The 3,875-nt window shown below is 40.6% G+C and carries 5 protein-coding genes and 4 tRNA genes; 1 reads left to right on the top strand and 8 read right to left on the bottom strand.

Annotated elements, in window-relative coordinates; translation table 11 throughout:
* From GARC_RS26410 to murB, 8 genes are all read right to left on the bottom strand, one after another.
* Positions 1-96 (bottom strand): GTP-binding protein (locus GARC_RS26410; RefSeq protein ID WP_039990023.1); only part of this gene is annotated, 96 nt, incomplete at its 3' end.
* 62 nt (positions 97-158) lie between these two features.
* A tRNA-Thr gene (locus GARC_RS15015) sits at positions 159-234 on the bottom strand.
* Positions 235-247: 13 nt separating this feature from the next.
* Positions 248-321 (bottom strand) — tRNA-Gly (locus tag GARC_RS15010).
* 32 nt (positions 322-353) lie between these two features.
* Positions 354-438: transfer RNA gene (locus tag GARC_RS15005), tRNA-Tyr, on the bottom strand.
* A gap of 7 nt (positions 439-445) precedes the next feature.
* Positions 446-521 (bottom strand) — tRNA-Thr (locus GARC_RS15000).
* 162 nt (positions 522-683) lie between these two features.
* Positions 684-1,403, bottom strand: a complete 720-nt coding sequence (locus GARC_RS14995; protein WP_039989802.1) for a type III pantothenate kinase — start codon at positions 1,401-1,403, stop codon at positions 684-686.
* On the bottom strand, positions 1,387-2,361 hold the full coding sequence (gene birA, locus GARC_RS14990; protein ID WP_007621645.1) for a bifunctional biotin--[acetyl-CoA-carboxylase] ligase/biotin operon repressor BirA: 975 nt from the start codon (positions 2,359-2,361) through the stop codon (positions 1,387-1,389). Before birA ends, GARC_RS14995 begins: the two co-directional genes overlap by 17 nt.
* Positions 2,358-3,356, bottom strand: coding sequence for a UDP-N-acetylmuramate dehydrogenase (gene murB / locus GARC_RS14985; RefSeq protein WP_039989799.1), 999 nt, complete (start codon positions 3,354-3,356; stop codon positions 2,358-2,360). The genes birA and murB overlap by 4 nt, the downstream gene beginning before the upstream one ends.
* 318 nt (positions 3,357-3,674) lie before the next feature.
* Here murB and GARC_RS27585 point away from each other — a divergent pair, with 318 nt between their 5' ends.
* Positions 3,675-3,797, top strand: a complete 123-nt coding sequence (locus GARC_RS27585) for a hypothetical protein (RefSeq protein ID WP_264370925.1) — start codon at positions 3,675-3,677, stop codon at positions 3,795-3,797.
* Positions 3,798-3,875 lie beyond the last annotated feature (78 nt).

The following is a 3,875-nucleotide window of genomic DNA, read 5'->3' as shown; positions in this document are numbered from 1 at the left end:
GATTGCAGCAGTTAATGTTGTTTTACCGTGGTCAACGTGGCCGATAGTACCGACGTTTACATGCGGTTTAGTTCGTTCAAATTTTGCTTTTGCCATTGTCTATTCCCCAGCAGCGTACATTAAAATATTTTGTTTCTAATTGAGATGGGGAGAGATGATGGTGCTGATAGGCAGATTCGAACTGCCGACCTCACCCTTACCAAGGGTGCGCTCTACCAACTGAGCCATATCAGCATTTCACAAAAATTGGAGCGGACGGCGAGAATCGAACTCGCAGCTTTAGCTTGGAAGGCTAAGGTATTACCACTATACGACGTCCGCACAATCTACTCTCGTACATATCAAGTAAAAAGTGGTGGAGGGGGCAGGATTCGAACCTGCGAAGGCTGAGCCGTCAGATTTACAGTCTGATCCCGTTGACCGCTTGGGTACCCCTCCAGATTGATGGTGCCGACTACCGGAGTCGAACTGGTGACCTACTGATTACAAGTCAGTTGCTCTACCAACTGAGCTAAGTCGGCTGCATCAAGTGGGTGCGGATATTAGAGTAATGATCGGGGTCGTGCAAGAGGGAATTTACAAAAAATTGTTTTTTTTATGCTGTTTGTTTAAATTTACAACTGAGTGAGCGGTTTTCATGCGTTAAGCGGATAAATTCACCATCTATTATTAGCCAAAAAAGTTTAAATTAATCGAAAAAGTCCTCTCAATACTAAGTTAGGAAAAAATAATATTTTTTTATTATCTTGTAAACTTAGAGAATTTTGACCACCGCCAGTTACTAAAACAAAATAATCATCATATTTATTTTTTAAATATTTCTCAGCCATCACCACAAATCCCGTTTGGGAAGCAAGACAACCATAATTCACACAGTTTTCTGTGGTATTACCTATTTCCAAATTAACAGGCATATTTGTATCAACAAACACTTTTTGTGTGTTACTCAGTAAACTTTCACGCATTAATGAAAAACCTGGCGCTATCCATCCGCCAAGATGTTGGTTATTAATCACAATATCACAAGTATTTGCGGTGCCTAAATCAATCACAGCAACAGGTAATTGAGTGATCTCCCGAGCGGCTAAAATAACTAGCCACCTGTCCACTCCTAAAGTTTGATATTTTTCATAGGCGCATTTAATACCTAGGGTGGCAGCTTCTGTATTTATTACCTTGCATGATTTATTTAACCGTTCACACAAACACTGCAACTCTTCCACTTGAGTCACATGTCCGACAGATGAAACTAACACCTGATTGACTGAACTAATATATGCAGTTAATTCTTCAGGGTGCTGACAACATTTAATATCTGTAAGGTCAGACATATCATTAACACGCGCATACTTAATCTGACTATTGCCAATATCGACTAGGAGAGCCTTAAATAGGTCGGACACTAATCTCACCTCCATGATAAGCCTTAACACCCAACTCTGTTTCTAACAAGAATGCACCATTCCCATCTATGCCTCTGCTGATCCCAGATATAGCTTTCTCACCGATGAGCAGCTTAACAGGCTGATTTGCGTAAATATCTAACGTTCGCCATTTAGAAATAAACGGATCGAGTCCACAGTTTTCAAATAAAGTCAGGCTTTTAGTTAGCTCGCGGATCAAGGTTCCCGCTAATAAATTCCGGTCAATTACAGGCTCACTTAGTTGCGAAAGATCTATCCATGGCTGGCCTATTTCTTCAATATTTGTGGGCAGTGCCACGTTAATCCCAATACCAATGATAGCTTGGCATTCACTTCCTATTTGTCCTTCAACTTCTATTAAAACACCTGCCAATTTTTTACCTTGGGCATATATATCATTCGGCCACTTTAATTGTATTCCTTTAACACCACACTGATTTAGCGCATCAACAATAGCGACTCCCACGGCCAAACTCAGTCCGCCCAACACAGAATATCCTCCTGCAAAAGACCAATGCATTGACAAATAAAGGCTAGCTGCGTAGGGCGAAACCCATTTTCGACCATGACGCCCCTTACCTGCAGTTTGAGCTTCCGCTAAACAAGTGTGAGCGTTATTAAGACCAATAGTTTGGTCTTTTAAATATTGATTGGTTGAACCAATTACATTCAAAACTTCAATTTCTGCAGTGTGAGTAGAGGCAAGTTGTTCTCTAATTTTATGCGTACTTAATAACTTTAGCGGTTGAGCTAAGCAATAACCTTTGCCTGTAACACTAAAGATATCCAGCCCTAAAGTGCTGAGCACTTTGATGTGATTGGAAATTGCAGCACGACTTATGCCTAAAGTAGCACCTAGTGTTTCGCCCGAATGAAATGTGTTATCGGCTAAAATCGAGAGTAAGTTACCACGCACTAATTCAGAATATTTACTCATAACACAACAGGCCCATTTTTACCTATTAGTCTGACTTCATTCTCCAACACAATAGAAAACTCCTTTAGTACCGCAGCCTTAATATCACGAGCAAGCTGTAACAATTGTTCACCAGTACCTGAACCGTCATTGGTTAATACTAATGCCTGGTTAGGATGACAACCAATACCTCCTATTTTTTCCCCTTTAAAACCCAACTGATCAATCAGCCAAGCTGCTGGAACTTTTACCTTGTCAGCGTCTACTAGATAACTAGGAATAGCTGGCCAAGTCTGCTGTAATTGACGAAAAAGGTTTTTGCAAACAATAGGGTTTTTGAAAAAGCTGCCAGCATTGCCAATTTTTGCAGGATCAGGCAACTTATTTTGACGCACTTCGACCACCTTATTGAATATGTCCATAGCACTAGGCATAGATAACAGTTTCAATTCTCCATAGTAGGTAATGCCTTTCCAACTTTTGGGAATAGCAAAAGTAACACTAGTAATCACAACTTGGTCAGCCAAACGTTTTTTAAACACGCTGTCACGATATGCAAATTCGCAACCATCTGAACCTAGACTTTTATGACGTTTTTCTTTCAGGTCATAATAATCAACGCGTTCAATTAATTGTGCAATTTCAACACCATAAGCACCAATATTCTGAATGGGTGCGGCTCCTACAGTGCCGGGGATCAATGCCAAATTTTCCAAACCATAAATTTGATGTTGCATACACCACAACACTAATTGATGCCAATTTTCGCCAGAGCCAACTTTAAGGCGATAGTGAGTATCAGAATGACTAAGATCAATCCCCATAAATGCAGGTTTGATTACCGTACCTCGATAGTCTTCTAAGAACACTGTATTACTGCCTTCACCCAAAATATAAAAAACGGGAGTGTCTAACTCACTTAATAGAGTTGGCAAGTCATCCATTGACTTAACGGTAAAGAATGCATGAGCGGACGAAGGGAAACCGAAAGAATGATGAGGAGCTAAGGAATACACACAAAAAGCCTTTAAGAATTTGTCACTATTCTAATCAAGATCAAGACGAATACCAGAAAATACCACATTCTAATTTTGAAAATTACTTGGCACTTCAAGATCGACTAGAAAACAATCACTATATTAGGGTATATAGCAGATCAAATAACCGATATTTAGATGTGAAGCAAAATTTATCGAGTAATTATTCCACATTTCCCCGTAAGAAAGGAATGCATCTAAGCTTGCGACTTAAAAAATGTAGGCCAATCATCAATCCCAAAAACGCAAAAAGCCACCTCGTTAAAGGTGGCTTTGTACTTAATTGGGAGTCTGGCAATGTGCTACTCTCGCATGGGGGTGGAAGTGGGGCTTTCGGGAGCACTGCTCCCGCCACTGGAACGAGCTAAGCTATGCTTAGGTCCGGACAATCCACTTCGTGACGAGTTGACCGCGGGGTAGCATGTCACACTTATTCTGAATAAAGGTCACCTGCTTCTAACCCAACGTGGATACACACTCCCAATTGATATTTCGCAT

It is taken from the genome of Paraglaciecola arctica BSs20135 (assembly GCF_000314995.1).
Classification (GTDB): Bacteria; Pseudomonadota; Gammaproteobacteria; order Enterobacterales; family Alteromonadaceae; genus Paraglaciecola; species Paraglaciecola arctica.
This window is presented reverse-complemented; position numbering and strand designations above follow the sequence as displayed.